Here is a 13,866-nt window from a genome sequence, read left to right on the forward strand (position 1 = left end):
CAATCGCTTCGACTCCTGCGTAAAGCGCGGGGCCGGACAGACCGATACCGCCATGCTCTTCCGGCAAGTTCAGGCCCAATAGGCCCATTTCGGCCATGGCATCCAGATGGCAGGTGGCAAATAGCGCCTCTTCGTCAATCTGTGCCGCTTTCGGGGCCAGCACTTCGTGTGAGAACCGCTCGATTTGTGCAACCAGTGCGCGTTCATCGTCGCTCATGGGATAATTCATGCCCCTTGCTCCTTGTTCAGCGAGTTCAAAATGTCTTCGGCATCCGCATTCAGGGCCGGGGCCGCCTTGCGCCCGCCGCGCGCAACACCGCTGAAGTGGACCGGTTGTTCAGGCACGTTCAGAATTCCCAGATCAGGGTGCGTGACCGTGGATGCCAGCCCGCGCTCTGTCGCTTGCGGCGAGGCCCAGGCCTGCGTCACGGATTGAATGCCTGATGTGGGGATGCCAGCGGCGGTAAGCCGTTCTACCACGTCATCCACCGGCCGCTTACCGGCCCATTGGTCAATATAGTCGGCCAGGGCCGGTTCATTCTTGCGTCGCAGCGGATCGCTGGTAAAGCGCTCGTCCTGTACCAGTTCGGGCTGACCGATCACCTCGCAGAACCTTGTGAACAACCTGTCATTCAGAACCGCCAGCGCGAAATGTCCGTCCGCCGCCGGATAGGTCCCAAAGGGAGCGGACAACGGATGGCGATTCCCGGTGCGGATGGGGGCATCACCGCCCATAAGGGTACGACAGGCGAGGATTGGCATCATCGAGACCAGCCCGTCAAACAATGCTACATCTACATGGCGGCCTTGCCCCGTGCGGTGGCGATCAAACAGGGCAACCATCGTACCCCAAGCGGCAAATAGACCGCCCGCCACGTCACCCAACGCCTCCCCTACCATTGTGGGAGGGGCCTCGGGTTCACCGGTCGCATCCATCAGTCCGCTCATGGCTTGAATTATGATGTCATAAGCGGGGTTTTTAGTGTTTGGCCCGGTTTGTCCGAAACCGCTGACCGAAACATAGACGAGACGCGGAAACATTTGCTGCAACGCATCATAGCCCAGTCCAAGCTTATCCATCACGCCCGGACGGAAATTCTCGATCAACACGTCGCAATCGGCCAGAAGGCCCTTCACCACGGCAATCGCATCCGGCGACTTCAGGTCCAGCGTGATTGATCGCTTGCCACGGTTGATGGCCTGAAACAGCAGGCTTTCGCCATCTTTGAATGGGCCTATATGGCGGTAATCGTCACCTTGGGCGGCTTCGACCTTGATCACATCAGCGCCAAGATCAGCCATCATTGCCGTGCAATAGGGGCCTGCAAGAACGCGGGTAAAATCAAGCATACGCACGCCACTTAAAGGCCGAGATGCTTGGGTGGGGTGTTGATGGGGCGACATGCCATCCTCCGGTATTGACCGGTTGAGCATAGCCACAGCTGTGATATTAATAAAAATATAGAATCCTGATAGATGAATTAATGAAAGCTATACCAATCAGCCTGCGCCAGATTGATTATGTGATCGCGGCTGCGGACACGGGCAGCACCGCCGCCGCCGCGCGGGCGTTGAACGTGTCACAACCCTCGGTGTCCCTGGCGATTTCCAAAGTGGAAGATCACTTTGGTCGCCCGCTTTTTGTGCGCAGTGTTGGACAGGGCATTTCGCCCACAGCTTTCGGGCTGCGCAAGTTGGGCGCCATGCGCAACCTTCGCGCGCAGGCGCAATCGACCCTTGACCACAAGGACAACGGAACCGAGACGCTTAACCTTGGCGTTTTTTCAACCTTGGGTCCGCGTTATGCGCCCGCTTTGGTCAACGGGTTTCTTGAAATTTCGCCTGAGGCACAGATTAAGCTGCACGAAGGTGATCTTGATCAGTTGTCGCGCTGGCTGGAGAGTGGCCGGATCGACCTGGCGTTGATTTACGAGTTCGGACTGCCATCATCGCTTGAGATCGTGCCACTTGCCGATGTGCGCCCCTATGGGCTGGTGGCGCGTGCCCACCCTCTGGCCGGGCGCGGCAGGGTGGGGCTTGCGGAACTGCTTGCCGATCCATTGATCCTGATGAGCCTGCCGCACAGTCGCGACTATTTTCTGACGCTGGCACAGGTGAATGGCATCCGCCCGCGTATCGCGCACGAAACAGGCTCAGTCGAAATGTTGCGCTCCATGGTTGCCAATCACATGGGGGTGGGGCTGCTGGCTACTGATATTGCGCAGGACACCGCCTGCGATGGTCAACCGGTCATTCGGCTTGAACTGGCTGACCGGCTTGTGCCCCACCGCATTGCATTGGCCAGATCGCCGCATCCTCATATGACATCGCTGGTAGCAGCATTTCGAGAGCATGTGGTGAGCAGCTTTATGGCATGATCCGGCATTGAGCGTCTCCCGAAATTCGGACACTGACATAAGTTACTATTTTCAGTTTGCTGATCTTTGACGAGCCGTTTCTGGAAACCTCGTTCTTCGGTGTCGGGCAAATGACATGGCACCTGCGCGCTACCCTGGCAGAGTGGCGTCAACGTGTTGCGGCATAAGGGAAAGTTCCGCCGAGTGTTTGGAGGCTGGTTTGAATTAGCCTGACAGCGGCAAGGTTAGGTCTATGGGTTACTTTTTTTAAGCCCATTTGCCCCGATGAAATTTTGTGCGGCCAACAAATCATCGAACGCTTGGTCAGGACGTCTGTCGCAAACGACGACGTCTTGAGATCCCAGCTCGGGCAGACGTAGTGAGGCATTCCCGCCCTCTTTGTTGAATTTCGTGTGGTCCACAGCCATCACCGTCCTGGCGGAGGCCTCCATCATAGCTTTCGCTATGTCGACTTCACATTGGTCATACGCGAGGAAGCCGCGAAGAGGATGAACTGACGATGCGGAGAGAATGGCAAGTTCCACCGATACGCTGCTAATGACTTCAAAGGCCGCGCGATCGAAGGCGGCGCCGTCATGGTTACGTAGCTGAGTGCCGGCCATAAAGACACGGTTTCCCTCTATTAACGCGAGCTGGCTCGCAATGTAGGCCGAGTTCGTTACCACTGTGAGGTTCTGCTTTGCCTCAAGCGCCTGTGCGACGAAGGCGGAGGTTGAGCCCGTGTCGATCATGACCGAGCCGCCGTCGTCCACCATCGCGGCCACCGCGTTCGCTATCGCGACTTTTTCGGAGCGATTTTCATTCATGCGCGCAAGAAAAGGTGGGTCGGTCACTTTCTGCGTACTGACTAGGGCGCCGTGAACCTTGCGCACTTCGCCGCGCTCCACCAGAGGCTTGACGATGCGCCGAATCGTCTGATCCGAGACGTCAAGGATACGTGCCAGTTCCGCGACCGAAACCGTACCGCGCAGGTTCACTGTACTTAAAATGTTGTGCTCGTGCTTTGACATGATTCCCTTAGTATATGCGGGTTTTTGAGAAATTCTGAGCGAAATTTGACCCTTTAAAACAACATAAAACAACATTTAATGGATAAATATGTTGAGTTATGTTGAAATAAGATGTGTATTTCAAAAAACGCAATGTCACAGAAGGGTCGAATGGCATGACGACGCACGCGGCGAAACACCTTATCATCGGGGGCGGAATCATCGGCTGCTCCGTTGCCTATCATCTGGCCAAATCCGGCGAGACGGACATCGTGCTTCTTGAGAAGGCGTCCCTTACTGAAGGTGCAACCTGGCACGCGGCTGGGTTGGTAGGGCAATTGCGCTCGTCGCGTAATACGACAAGGATGCTAAAGCGCTCGGTCGCGATGTACGATGCACTTGAAGCGGAAACCGGAATGGCCTTCGACTGGAAGAAAGTCGGAAGTCTGCGGCTTGCCGCCACGCGCGAACGCCTGCTGGAAGCCAAGCGGCTGGCGACGATGGCGCGCAGTTTCGGGCTTGATATGGAAATTATCACGCCGGCGGATGCGAAGGAACTTTTCCCGTACATAGATGCAAAAGGCATCGAGGGCGCTGCTTTCATCCCGTCTGACGGCCATGTTGACCCTGCAAGCCTGTGTCAGGCGATCGCCGCCGGGGCGCGCAAGCGTGGTGTGCAAATCCGGCAGCACGTGAAAGTCACGGATTTCGAGATCACCGGTCGGCGTATCACGAGGGTCATGACAACCGAGGGTGACTATGAGGCTGAGAACATCATCCTTGCCGCGGGCATGTGGAGCCGCGAGCTTGCAGCGAAGCTGGGCGTTACTGTGCCGGCTTGCGCTGTCGAGCACCAGTATATTGTAACGGAACCGCTGCCGAATCCGGAATTGGTGAAAGGTCTTCCCACGTTGCGCGACCCTGAGCGGCTGGTTTATTACAAGCCTGATGCGGGCGGGCGGCTGGTCATTGGCGGCTATGAAGAGGGGACAATGCCCTTTGGCGACAAGGGCATCCCCGGCGAGTTCGTACGGCAATTGCTGCCGGATAACCTTGACCGTTTCGCGCCGTTGGCGGAAATGGCAGGCGAGGTCACTCCGGTCGTCAATGAAGTGGGTATCCGTCAGGTCATCAACGGCCCGATTCCTTATTCAGCTGATGGCGATTTTGTCATGGGTTGGGCACCGGAGCTGGACAACCTGATGCTGTCGACGGGCTTCCTTTATGGCATCGCGGCCGGGGGCGGTGCCGGCGAGATGATCGCGGAATGGATTGTCGAAGGTCACCCCAGTCTCGATCTGTGGCCGCTTGATGTGCGCCGGTTCAGCCCGCACCACTCCACACGCGCCTTCATGTATCCGCGTGCGGTTGAGCATTATGCGCATCACTACAAGATGCGCTATCCTGGACAGGAGGCGCAAACTGCTCGCAATCTGCGCCTGAGCCCGCTTTATGATCGGTTGAAGGACCATGGCGCCGTTTACGGCTCGAAAAATGGGTGGGAGCGCCCACTCTGGTTCGCGCCGGAAGGCGTCGAGCCGGTTGATCAGCTTGATTTCATCAACCCCGGCTGGAAACAATACGCGGCGCAAGAACACAAGGCTGTGCGCGAGGGCGTTGCGTTGATCGACCAGTCGAGCTTTGCCAAGTTCGAACTGATCGGGCCGGGGGCGCTGGAGCTGCTACAGCGCTTGGCTGTGTCCAACATGGACAAGCCCGTGGGGAGTGTCATCTATACCCAGCTCTGCAACGAGACGGGCGGGATCGAGGCTGATCTGACCATTACGCGCTTGGGCAAGGATCGGTTTTATATCGTCACCGGATCCGGGTTTGGTGTGCATGACAGTGACTGGATTCGCCGGGCCATGCCAAAGGATGACACGGTGCACCTGATCGACATGACCTCGGCCAAGGCCGTGATCAACATCTGTGGTCCGAAGGCGCGCGATGTGCTTCAGGCGGTTAGTGAGGCAGATCTGTCAAATGAAGCTTTTCCCTTTGGGACCGCGAAAGACATCATCGTAGGCGCAGCCCATGTGCAAGCGGTGCGTATCGGGTATGTCGGTGAACTGGGGTGGGAACTCCATGTGGCGACCGAATTCGCGCGGCATGTCTACGATTGCCTGTGGGATGCCGGGCGGGCACATGACATCCATGACGTCGGCTATCGCGCGATCGAGTCCCTGCGGCTGGAAAAGGGCTATCTTTACTGGAGCGCCGACATCACGCCGGATTACACGCCGGTCGAGGCCGGGCTGGGGTTCCGTGTCCACTTGAAAAGCAAGGGCGACTACATTGGCCGCGCCGTGCTGGAACAGCAGAAAACGAACGGAACCGAGCGGCGGCTTTGCACCTTCACCTGCGATGACAAGCTGCCCATCACGGGCGGCGAGACCATCCTGCGCGGGAATGAAGTGGTGTCGCTGGCCTCCAGCGCGGGCTACGGTAATACGGTCGGCAAGACGATCATCCTCGGATATCTGCCCAAGGCGCTGGGCGGGGAGAGCGATTTCGAACTGGAGGTGTTCGGCGAACGCCATCCAATCCGCCGGGTAGACGGGCCGCTCTATGATCCAGCCAATGACCGGCTGAAGGCCTGAAAGGGAAAAACAGAGGGGTAGTGAAGATTGACAGAGGATAACATCGAAAGGGTGCTGAACGTTCTGCGAAGGGTCGAGGGCTTTGCGGATGTCAAGCCGGAGACCGTGAGCGTTCAGAGACTGGGCGGGTTGACGAACCTCGTTTACCGCGTCGACACAGCGGCGCGCAGCGTGATCGTGCGTATTCCGGGCGAAGGCACCGAGGAATATATCGACCGGGCGGTCGAAATCCATAACACAAAGGTTGCGGCCAGGACCGGGGTTGCGCCCAGCGTGCTTTGGGGCGATGCGGCCTCCGGGAACCTTGTTTGCGATTGTGTCGAGAATATCGTCACGATGACGCCGGACCAGTTTCGGTCAAGATCCGGCGCGCCCGCCCGTGCGGGTGTCGCACTGCGTCGGCTGCACGATGCAAACGAGCCCTTCAAGTTCCGATTTGAACTGTTTTCGATGATCGACGACTACCTGAAGGTGCTATCCACCAAGGATACGGAGCTGCCCGAGGGTTACGCCAGAGTGGTCGCCGAGGCGCAGCCGATCAAGACTCTTCTTGCCGACAAACCCGGCGCGCTTGTGCCAAGCCATTGCGATCCATTGTGCGAAAACTTCCTCGACGATGGCGACCGTATGTGGATCGTCGATTTTGAATATTCCGGGATGAACGACCCGCTGTGGGATCTTGGCGACCTCTCGGTCGAGGCAGGGCTTACGGCCGCGCAGGATATTGAGATGCTGACCGCTTATTTTGGCAAGGCACCCACCGACGAACAGGTTGGGCGAACGGTTATCTACAAGGCCATGTGCGACCTGCTTTGGACACTCTGGGGGCTGATCCAGCACGCAGATGACAATCCGGCGGAAGATTTCTGGGCCTATTCCATCAACCGGTTTGAGCGTTGCAAAGCACTGATGACGGACCCGGCCTTTGCCGACCATGTCGCGGCCGTGCGCCGAGGCTGAGTATCTCTCCGACTTGCGGGCGTGTGGATGATCCCATACGCCCGTCTTTTTATTTCAGCAAAGCAAGCAACTCGGTGTGGAGTTCCGGCGTGGCGGCACTCACGACCCGACCGTCAGACAGGAAGTCGAGTGGCTTTCCCTGCCAATCGGTGATCACGCCGTTGGCCTCTTCGACGATGGGGACCATGGCAAGAAAGTCATAAGGTTTCAGATCATAGTCGACGACCGCGTCGATCTGACCCGCAGCCACCAGCGCGTGAGGCTGGCAGTCATATGACAGACGCCGGAGGCGCCCGGCCTGCATGAGCCGGTCGAACACCGCCGGTGCGTCAGCATAGATCTTCTCGCCCTCGTTGATGAAAAGCATCGCGTCGTCGATTGTCCTGCAATCGGACGTGTCGATGCTGGTGCCATTCCGGGTGGTCCCCATGCCCTTTGCTGCGGCGTAGACTTGGCCGAGGGCCGGCAGGCGGCAAATGCCCAGAAGCGGCTTTTGTCCCTGCGTCATCGCGAGCAGCATGCCGAACAGCGGTACACCTGCGATGAATGAGCGGGTGCCGTCGATAGGATCAACGACCCAGACGGCCTCTTTCTCAAGACCCTCAGTGCCGTATTCCTCACCGAAAATCCCATCGTCGGGATAGGCTTTGTGCAATGCGTCGCGGATTGACCGTTCGGTTTCCTGATCCGCAATAGTGACGGGGCTGGCATCGTCCTTTGTGGCAATCTCAAGCGCACCATTGAAATGGGCAAGCGAGATCCGGCTTGCGGTTTCGGTGATCTCCAGGGCCCTGCCCAGACGGGCACGCAGGTCGGTCAGAGTTGGCATGGTCTGTCTTTCAAATCAGCCCGCAACGACGATTTCCGTGCCCCATATCCGGGCGGCACTCTGGATATCTTCGGGAGGCGGGGCGTTGGTGATCAGTAGGTCCACGGCTGACGGCGCGCCGATGGCGATCGGCGCTGCGCGACCGAACTTGGAGCTGTCGGCGGCCAGGATACGTGTCTTTGAGTTTTCCATGATGGCACGGGAATAGACGGCCTCATCCATGTCAAAGAGCATGAACCCGGTTTGTGCATTGATCGCCGCTGCAGAAAGCACCGCGAAGTCGGTTCGGAACTGTCCTACGAATTCCAGCACCTGCGCACCGAAGATGCCCCCGTCGTGGCTCCGCAGCTCGCCGCCGGGCATGAAAACACGGTTGTTGTTGCGCGCGGCGAGGCTATGGGCGACCGCTACCGAGTTCGTCACGACCAGCAGTTCTTGATGTCCCATTAGCGCCTTCGCAATGAAGGCAGTCGTCGAGCCGATATCCAGAAATAGTGAGGAGCCGTTGCCGATGAGCGCGGCCACATGCGCGGCGATGCGTTGTTTCGGGGCAGGGTTTTCCGCCATCCGCTGAGTAAAACTCAGTTCGGTTGATCCGTGTTGCAGCAGGACGCCGCCATGCACCTTCTGGACCAGCCCCTCGTCGGACAGGCGGCGCACATTACGCCGTATGGTCTCCTCGGACACTTCCAGCGCCTCGGCGATTGACTGGATGCGCATACTTCCGCCAGCCCGAGCGACCAGCTCGATGATCTCAGCTCCGCGTGATGACAGTGCCGGCGTTTTGATTTCCGGCGTGAATGAGGTGGGGGCGTTTGGCATGTGGGTTTCTGGAGTGCCTTTTGAGCATTTTGCTGCAAATAACCACATAAACGAACAAAGTGCCACTATTAAAACCACAATAATGAAATAAAATGTTGATTTATGTTGGAATCCGTTGGAACTTCAGGGGTGCAATAGGGCGAATCGACGGCCGGTTACGGCATTCGGGCGCAGAACAAAAAAACAGCAGGGATAATGAAAATGCATATAAGGAAATTTGTAGCCGCAACACTTGTCGGATTGGGCGTGACCGGTGCGGCTTTTGCTGATGCGGAATCGCAGGAGCCAATCAAGTTGACCTTGCATGACTGGAGTGGCCAACTTCTGACAACGACAATCATGGGCAAGGTGCTCGCTGAAGCGGGCTATAACGTCGAATACGTTCAGGCTGACTATATAGCGCAGTTCGCGGGCCTCAAAAGCGGCGACCTTCATGTGGCCATGGAAATCTGGGAAACCACCGGGCGCGAGGCGATGGACGAGGCTACCGCGACCGGGAACGTCGTCAACATGGGCGAGACAGGCATGAAGGCGATCGAAGAATGGTGGTACCCTTCCTATATGGAAGAGGTCTGTCCGGGGCTGCCTGACTGGAAAGCGCTCAATGATTGCTCTCGAGAGTTCTCGACGCCCGAAACCGGCTCGATGGGCCGATATCTGGGCGGCCCGGTCACTTGGGGTGGCTTTGACGAAGAGCGTATCGAAGCGCTTGAGATGGATTTCGAAGTTGTGCACGCCGGCACCGACGCTGCGCTCTTTGCCGAGTTGGAGAGCGCCTATCAGCGCAAGGCGCCCATCGTTCTCTGGATCTATTCACCGCACTGGGCGCCGACCAAGTACGAGGGCAGCTTCGTGAAGTTCCCGGCCTACACGACGGAATGCTACGAAGACCCATCCTGGGGCGGCAATCCGAGCTTGGCCTATGACTGTGGCAAGCCGACAGGCCCGATCTGGAAAGTCGCGTGGGCCGGGCTGGAAGAGACATGGCCCGGAGCTGCCAAGGCCGTCGAGGCCTTTACGATCAGCAACGAAGACATGGGCGCAATGGTCGGTGAAGTCGATCTCAACGGCAAATCCGTTGACGAGGTCAGCGATGCGTGGCTAGCAGCCAACAAGGACACCTGGTCCGCCTGGATCGCTGATTGACTGCGTGACGATTCCGGGGCGGCGCACGCGTCGCCGCCCTTGACCCCCGACAATTTGTTTCCGCTTGAGCGGGCTTCGTGCCCGGAAGGCGCAGCAGTTCCCGAGGATGACATGGAAAAACCGATCTTACTTGACTGCCGGGGTGTCTGGAAGCTCTACGGCGTGCATGCCAAGGATACCTTTGCGCGCAAGAACGGAAAGCTGACCGCAGAGGACATACGGGCACACGGGCTGGTCGGTGCCGTCCGCGACGCCAGCGTTCAAATCCGGCAGGGCGAGATCTTTGTAATCATGGGGCTTTCGGGCTCGGGCAAGTCCACGCTCGTGCGTTGCCTTTCCCGTCTGATCGAGCCCACGGGGGGCGAGGTCCTCTTTGAGGGACGGAACCTTCTGTCGATGACCGATAAGGAGATGATCGAGATCCGTCGCCGGAAAATGGGCATGGTGTTCCAGCATTTCGCGCTGCTTCCACATCTGACCGTTCTCCAGAACGCGGCTTTCCCGCTCGAGGTGCAGGGCATGCCGCGGGCGGAGCGCGAAGCGCGGGCGCGGGAGGTGATAGAACTCGTGGGCCTCAAAGGGCGTGAAGGTTATTATCCACGCCAACTCTCGGGGGGGCAGCAACAGCGCGTGGGCATCGCCCGCTCGCTTGCTGTCGAGCCCGATCTCTGGTTCCTCGATGAGCCCTTCTCGGCGCTCGATCCGCTTATCCGCCGTGAAATGCAGGATGAGTTCCTGCGGCTCCAGGGCATGCTGCACAAGACGATCGTCTTCATTACGCACGATTTCGACGAGGCAATCCGGCTGGCCGACCATATTGCCGTCATGAAAGACGGAGAGGTGGTACAAGTGGCCACACCGGAGGAATTGGTTCTGAACCCTGCGACCGACTATGTCGAGGAATTCACCCGCCATATTCCGCGCTCCAAGGTTCTGTCGCTGCGCAGCGTGATGACACCCGGCGCGCCTGTCGGCGAGACGGCGGGGGAGTTGCAGGCTCATCTACGGGTCGAGGCGGTCGCGGACCGGATCGAGGCCAGTGCACTGCCACATGCCGTGGTGGATGAGGATGGCACCGCGATCGGTTCGATCGGTCGTCAGGCTGTCATCGACGTCCTTATCGGCCGGAAGCTGGCTTCATGAAACGGCTCCAACATCTTCTTCCCGGTCGAAGCGGCTGGTTCTGGCTGACGCTCTTCTTCATAACCTGGGCGCTTTCCCACTATTCCTGGGACCTTTACAAGGCGCTCGATGCGCGCTGGATCATAAAATATCCCAGTGCATATCTTTTTAAGGCTGAGTCCCTGATCAGCCATTTCATGCAATGGCTGGTGGAGGACGCGACCTTTGGCATCTTTACCTTTCGCGAGCTCACACGCTTCATCGCGGCGCTGATCGAGTTTCCCTATGTTTTCATGCGCGACCTGCTGATCGACGGTTTTTCGGTCGGGCTCGGCAACCAGGCGGTCGAAATTGCCCCGTCCTTGAGCTGGATCGCGGTCATCGTTACCCTGACGGCAATAGCGCATTATGCCCGGGACTGGAAACTTGCGGCGCTTGTTGGCGGCTGTTTCCTGTATCTTGCGGTTTTCGGACAGTGGCAAAGCGCCATGGTCACCTTGGCGTCGGTACTTATCGCCGTACCGATCGGCTCGCTGGGCGGGCTACTGCTTGGTATTCTTGCCTATCGTGTGCCGCTTTTCGAGACCCTGCTGCGCCCGATACTCGATTTGATGCAGACCGTACCGGTCTTTGCCTATCTTGTGCCGATCCTTTTTCTGTTCGGTTTCGGGCCGGTTGCCGCGCTGGTGGCAACCGTCATCTATGCCATGCCGCCGATGGTCCGGGTTACCATCGTGGCCCTGAAGGGCGTGCCGTCGGAGATCAGAGACGTGGGGGTCATGGTTGGCTGCACGCGGTGGCAAATGATGTGGAAGGTGATCGTGCCGGCGGCCGCGCCAACGCTGATGGTGGGTGTGAACCAAGTCATCATGCTGACGCTTAACATGGTCATCATCGCGTCGATGATCGGGGCAGGGGGGCTTGGCTTCGACGTGCTGGGGGCCCTTCGGCGACTAGACATCGGCGGAGGGATTGAGGCCGGCCTTGCCATCGTCGTCATGGCCATTGCGCTTGACAGGCTGAGCCAGGCCTTCGCCAGCCGGTCGGTCGACACACACCCGGTGAATCCGGATCGAAACCTGATTGGTCGGCATCCGTGGTTTGCGACAGTGCTCTTGGTGGCGATCTGTACCTACCTTCTGGGCGGCCAGTCGGCAATTGTTCAGACTTATCCAGAGGCTGCGACCGTCTCAACCGGGACATTCTGGTCGGGCTTGATGGGGTACATGAACGTGCATTTTTTCGATACGTTCGAAGCGGTCAAGACGGTGTTTCTGACCTATCTGCTGCTGCCCATCAAGAACTTCTTCACCGGAATCCCCTGGGTTTGGGGCATCGTGGTCATGGTGCTGATCGGCTGGCGCATGGGCGGCATTGGGCTGGCGATGCTGACTGGCACACTGACCGCGTTGATCGCCATGGTCGGGCTTTGGGACAAGGCTATGATTACGGTCTACCTTTGCGGGGTTTCGGTTCTGATCGCCTCTGCTATCGGTATTCCTATGGGCATCCTCGCCGCTCAGAACGACAAAGCCAACCGGGTTATCGGCTCGCTGATAGATACGCTGCAAACGCTTCCCAGCTTCGTCTATCTGATCCCGGTGGTGATGCTGTTCAGGGTGGGGGATTTCTCTGCCATGATCGCCGTGGTGCTGTACGCTTTGGCCCCGGCGGTGCGCTATGCCGCACATGGCATCCGCAATATCGACCAGCAACTGATCGAGGCCGGTCTCGTCTCTGGTTGTACACCACGGCAGGTTTTGTGGCGCATAAAGCTGCCAATGGCCATTCCGGAGCTGCTGCTGGGGCTGAACCAGACCATCATGCTTGCCTTGTCGATGCTGGTGATCACCGCGCTTGTCGGAACACGCGACCTTGGCCAGGAAGTCTATATCGCGCTTACCAAGGCCAATTCCGGGCAGGGGATCGTTGCGGGGTTTGCCATCGCCTTCATCGCCATCATTGCCGACCGTATCCTGTCGGCGGCCGCGAATCGAGTGCGTAGAAACTTGGGGTTGGAAAGATGAAAACTGCAGAACAGGCCGCGCTGGATCGGGCAACTTCACTTGCGATCTGGACGGCGCCGGAAAAGGCTGAGCTTCTGGGGGGCGGGATCACTAATTTCAACGTTGCGCTCAGCGACGCGGGTCGCCGCTTCGTGGTGCGGGTCGGGCAAGACATTCCGCTGCACCAGGTCATGCGTTTCAACGAACAGGCGGTGCATCGGGCCGCCCAGGCAATCGGCATTGCCCCGGCCATCCACTACACCGAGCCCGGTATTCTGGTGCTGGAATTTGTTGAGGGTACTACGCTTGATGAGGCAGGCGTGCGAAGCGATGCGATGCTGGCCCGTATCCTGCCGCTACTAAAAAAATGCCATCGCGAGGCGCCGTTGCACCTGCGCGGCCCGGTTCTGACATTCTGGGTTTTTCATGTCTTGCGCGACTACGCTGCAACGCTGCGCGCGGACAACTCGCGCCACGTGCCAAGACTTGATGACCTCCTGAAAACCGCCGAAACGCTGGAACGCGCCGTCGGGCCGGTAGATATTGTTCTCGGCCACAATGACCTTCTGGCGGCAAATTTCCTCGACGACGGCTATCGGCTATGGCTGCTCGACTGGGAATATGGCGGCTTCAACTCGCCCCTTTTCGATCTGGCGGGCCTTGCCTCGAACAATGAACTGAGCCCGGAACAGGAGCGCTGGCTTCTGGAGAGCTATTTCGAGACGCAGCTCACTGATGAGCTCGAAAACCGCTATCGCGCCATGAAATGCGCATCGCTCCTGCGGGAGACGATGTGGAGCATGGTTTCAGAAATCCACTCGGAAATCGACTTCGAATACGCTGACTACACGGAAAAGAACCTGTCGCGTTTCCAAACGGCCCTTTCCGATATCCAATCCATATGAGGATCAAAATGAGCACATTTCCGACAAGCGCCAAAGCGGTTATCATAGGTGGGGGTATCGTAGGATGCTCGACCGCTTACCATCTTGCCAAGATGGGGTGGACCGATGT

Annotated in this window: 13 protein-coding genes; 8 read left to right on the forward strand and 5 right to left on the reverse strand. The window is 58.3% G+C overall.

Annotated elements, in window-relative coordinates; all coding sequences use genetic code 11:
• A partial coding sequence (locus QZ522_RS12765) for an acyl-CoA dehydrogenase family protein (RefSeq protein ID WP_294612057.1) occupies nucleotides 1-229 on the reverse strand: 229 nt, incomplete at its 3' end.
• Nucleotides 226-1,404 carry a CoA transferase gene (locus QZ522_RS12770; RefSeq protein WP_294612060.1) on the reverse strand — a complete coding sequence of 393 codons (1,179 nt, stop codon included), beginning with the start codon at nucleotides 1,402-1,404 and terminating at the stop codon, nucleotides 226-228. The genes QZ522_RS12765 and QZ522_RS12770, both read right to left, overlap by 4 nt.
• An 80-nt stretch (nucleotides 1,405-1,484) precedes the next feature.
• Between QZ522_RS12770 and QZ522_RS12775 the strand changes: the two genes are divergently transcribed.
• Nucleotides 1,485-2,378: a LysR family transcriptional regulator gene (locus tag QZ522_RS12775; RefSeq protein WP_294612062.1), complete on the forward strand. Its 894-nt coding sequence runs from the start codon at nucleotides 1,485-1,487 to the stop codon at nucleotides 2,376-2,378.
• Nucleotides 2,379-2,608: 230 nt separating this feature from the next.
• Here QZ522_RS12775 and QZ522_RS12780 read toward each other — a convergent pair whose 3' ends face one another.
• Nucleotides 2,609-3,388 (reverse strand): DeoR/GlpR family DNA-binding transcription regulator, encoded by a 780-nt coding sequence (locus QZ522_RS12780; RefSeq protein ID WP_294612065.1) that lies wholly within the window; start codon nucleotides 3,386-3,388, stop codon nucleotides 2,609-2,611.
• Between the two features lie 155 nt (nucleotides 3,389-3,543).
• On the opposite strand from QZ522_RS12780, the gene QZ522_RS12785 reads away from it, so the two are divergent.
• Nucleotides 3,544-5,967, forward strand: a complete 2,424-nt coding sequence (locus tag QZ522_RS12785; RefSeq protein ID WP_294612068.1) for an FAD-dependent oxidoreductase — start codon at nucleotides 3,544-3,546, stop codon at nucleotides 5,965-5,967.
• Nucleotides 5,968-5,994: 27 nt separating this feature from the next.
• Nucleotides 5,995-6,927, forward strand: a complete 933-nt coding sequence (locus QZ522_RS12790) for a choline kinase family protein (protein WP_294612072.1) — start codon at nucleotides 5,995-5,997, stop codon at nucleotides 6,925-6,927.
• A 49-nt stretch (nucleotides 6,928-6,976) separates the two neighbouring features.
• Here QZ522_RS12790 and QZ522_RS12795 read toward each other — a convergent pair whose 3' ends face one another.
• Together QZ522_RS12795 and QZ522_RS12800 are read right to left on the reverse strand one after the other, a co-directional pair.
• Nucleotides 6,977-7,756, reverse strand: coding sequence for an inositol monophosphatase family protein (locus QZ522_RS12795; RefSeq protein WP_294612075.1), 780 nt, complete (start codon nucleotides 7,754-7,756; stop codon nucleotides 6,977-6,979).
• Between the two features lie 15 nt (nucleotides 7,757-7,771).
• On the reverse strand, nucleotides 7,772-8,578 hold the full coding sequence (locus QZ522_RS12800) for a DeoR/GlpR family DNA-binding transcription regulator (protein ID WP_294612078.1): 807 nt from the start codon (nucleotides 8,576-8,578) through the stop codon (nucleotides 7,772-7,774).
• 201 nt (nucleotides 8,579-8,779) lie between these two features.
• On the opposite strand from QZ522_RS12800, the gene QZ522_RS12805 reads away from it, so the two are divergent.
• The 5 genes from QZ522_RS12805 to QZ522_RS19090 form a co-directional block, all read left to right on the forward strand.
• On the forward strand, nucleotides 8,780-9,724 hold the full coding sequence (locus QZ522_RS12805; protein WP_294612081.1) for an ABC transporter substrate-binding protein: 945 nt from the start codon (nucleotides 8,780-8,782) through the stop codon (nucleotides 9,722-9,724).
• 111 nt (nucleotides 9,725-9,835) lie between these two features.
• Nucleotides 9,836-10,867: a betaine/proline/choline family ABC transporter ATP-binding protein gene (locus tag QZ522_RS12810; protein WP_294612084.1), complete on the forward strand. Its 1,032-nt coding sequence runs from the start codon at nucleotides 9,836-9,838 to the stop codon at nucleotides 10,865-10,867.
• A complete protein-coding gene (locus tag QZ522_RS12815; RefSeq protein WP_294612086.1) occupies nucleotides 10,864-12,873 on the forward strand; it encodes an ABC transporter permease subunit in 2,010 nt (669 codons plus the stop codon). Before QZ522_RS12810 ends, QZ522_RS12815 begins: the two co-directional genes overlap by 4 nt.
• Nucleotides 12,870-13,757, forward strand: a complete 888-nt coding sequence (locus QZ522_RS12820; RefSeq protein ID WP_294612089.1) for a phosphotransferase — start codon at nucleotides 12,870-12,872, stop codon at nucleotides 13,755-13,757. Before QZ522_RS12815 ends, QZ522_RS12820 begins: the two co-directional genes overlap by 4 nt.
• A gap of 8 nt (nucleotides 13,758-13,765) precedes the next feature.
• On the forward strand, nucleotides 13,766-13,866 hold a 101-nt coding region (locus tag QZ522_RS19090), incomplete at its 3' end, for an FAD-dependent oxidoreductase (protein ID WP_365353716.1).

This window comes from uncultured Roseovarius sp., from assembly GCF_913054395.1.
In the GTDB taxonomy this organism is placed as follows: Bacteria; Pseudomonadota; Alphaproteobacteria; order Rhodobacterales; family Rhodobacteraceae; genus Roseovarius.